General features: G+C 65.0%; 4 protein-coding genes. 1 reads left to right on the top strand and 3 read right to left on the bottom strand.

Features of this window, described 5'->3' with window-relative positions:
• On the top strand, window positions 1–243 hold a 243-nt coding region (locus EOA36_RS34515; protein ID WP_127281140.1), incomplete at its 5' end, for a DUF924 family protein.
• Window positions 244–253: 10 nt separating this feature from the next.
• Here EOA36_RS34515 and folK read toward each other — a convergent pair.
• The 3 genes from folK to folP all read right to left on the bottom strand — a co-directional run.
• A complete protein-coding gene (folK, locus tag EOA36_RS34520; protein ID WP_127281141.1) occupies window positions 254–766 on the bottom strand; it encodes a 2-amino-4-hydroxy-6-hydroxymethyldihydropteridine diphosphokinase in 513 nt (170 codons plus the stop codon).
• Window positions 750–1,109 (bottom strand): dihydroneopterin aldolase, encoded by a 360-nt coding sequence (gene folB, locus EOA36_RS34525; protein ID WP_023773903.1) that lies wholly within the window; start codon window positions 1,107–1,109, stop codon window positions 750–752. Before folB ends, folK begins: the two co-directional genes overlap by 17 nt.
• Window positions 1,110–1,112: 3 nt before the next feature.
• The coding region (gene folP, locus EOA36_RS34530) for a dihydropteroate synthase (RefSeq protein ID WP_127281142.1) at window positions 1,113–1,924 on the bottom strand (812 nt) is incomplete at its 5' end.

Genomic DNA, 1,924 nt, shown 5'->3' on the forward strand with positions numbered 1-1,924 from the left:
GCGCTGGAACCGGAGGTCCGCGTATTCCTCTATTTGCCGTTCGAGCATTCGGAAAATCTTGCCGACCAGGACCGGTCGGTTGAACTTCACACAGCCAGGGCCGAGTTCAATCTGAAATACGCCCTGGAACATCGTGACATCATCCAGCGCTTCGGCCGTTTCCCGCACCGCAACAAGATGCTTGGGCGCGAAACGACCGCTGAGGAAAAAGCATTCCTGGATGACGGTGGTTTCTCCGGCTGATACCAGCGGTCTAGCGCAGCCACCAATCCTGGCCTGACGGCAGGCGCTCGATGCCGGCGGCATCGACCGAGCCCAGGCGATCGACAACGCGTTTGCCGCCAATGGTGAGGTCCGGCGCGATCTCGGCCAGCGGTGCCAGCACGAAGGCGCGCTCCAGCATGCGCGGGTGTGGCACTTCCAGGCCCGTTTCATGGATGATGCGGTCGCCGAACACCAGGATGTCGATGTCGATCAGGCGCGGCCCCCACCTCTCCTCGCGCACGCGCTTGAGCTTTCGCTCGGCATCGAGGCAGAGGTCGAGCAATGCCCGCGGCGACAGCCGCGTCGACAGTGCTGCGGCCGCGTTGAGGAAATCCGGCTGGTCGAGCTTGCCCCAGGGCGGCGTCCGGTAGAGCGAGGAAACGGCGGCCATGTCAGTGTCGGCATCGGCGTCGAGCAGGCGCAATGCAGCCCCCATCGACTTGGCCGGATCACCGAGATTGCCGCCGAGGCTCAGATAGACGGTGTTACTCGGGCCAGACAACGGTCACCTCGACGTAATCGAGCACGCCAGGCACCGGCGCATTCGGCTTGCGAACGGTGACCTCGGCTTTGCGAATCTGGGGAAAGCGCCCGGTGAGGGCCTTTGCGACTTCCAGGGCCAGGGCCTCGATCAGGAAGCGCCTGTGTCCGGTAATGATCTCCTCGATGACGGTGAAGGCAACGCCGTAATTGACGGTTTCCCCGATGGCGTCATCGACGAGCGCACGTCCGGGCTCGACGGTGAGCGAGGCATCGACATAGAAGCGCTGCCCGAGCGCTTCTTCCTCGTCCAGCACGCCGTGCCGGGCAAAGAAGGCGCAATTCTTCATGCGGATGACATACATGGCTCAGCGTTCCGATCCGGTGTCCCGCGCCAGCATAGCATCCGCCACGGCCAGCGCGTCCACGTTGATTGCGACATCATGGACGCGAAACAGATGCGCGCCCTTGAGCCTGAGTATGACGCTGGTCGCCGCCGTACCGGCCGCCCGGTCGGCTGCGTCGCGGCCGGTGACGGTGCCGATAAAGCGTTTTCGCGACGTACCGGCCATCAGCGGGAAGCCGAGCGCGCCAAGCTCGGAAAACCGCGCCATCAGATCGAGGTTTTCCGCCGCCGTCTCCTTGGCGAAACCAAAGCCGGGGTCGAGCACGACATGGTCGTCGGCGACACCCTGCCCGCGCCCGATCTCCAGCGATTTTCCCAGGAACGCCAACTGGTCGGCGATCACGTCGGGCAGCTTTTCGCGGTCGCGGCCGGTATGCATGATGACGAGCCCGGCGCCGGTTTCGGCCGCCACCCGCGCAATGCCTGGCTCGCGCTGCAGACCCCAGACATCATTGACGATGTGCGCGCCGGCTGCCACCGCGAGCCGTGCTGTCTCCGCACGATAGGTGTCGACCGAGATCAGCACGTCGCCTGCACGCGCCAGCGCCTCGATCACCGGCAGGATACGGGCCTGCTCCTCGCTGGCCGAGATCGCCGCCGCGCCGGGCCGGGTCGATTCGCCGCCGATATCAATGACCGCGGCGCCTTCCCCGATCATGCGGCGCGCATGGACCAGCGCGGTTTCGGGAGCATCAAACAGGCCGCCGTCGGAAAAGCTGTCGGGCGTGACATTGAGGATGCCAACTACCACGGCCTTGCCGCCAAGCTCGAGAT

The organism is Mesorhizobium sp. M8A.F.Ca.ET.021.01.1.1, assembly GCF_003998025.1.
Taxonomy (GTDB): Bacteria; Pseudomonadota; Alphaproteobacteria; order Rhizobiales; family Rhizobiaceae; genus Mesorhizobium.

Coding starts and splice junctions, on each gene's coding strand:
- folB (WP_023773903.1), bottom strand. CDS start 1,109: ATGTATGTCATCCGCATGAAGAATTGCGCCTTCTTTGCCCGGCACGGC.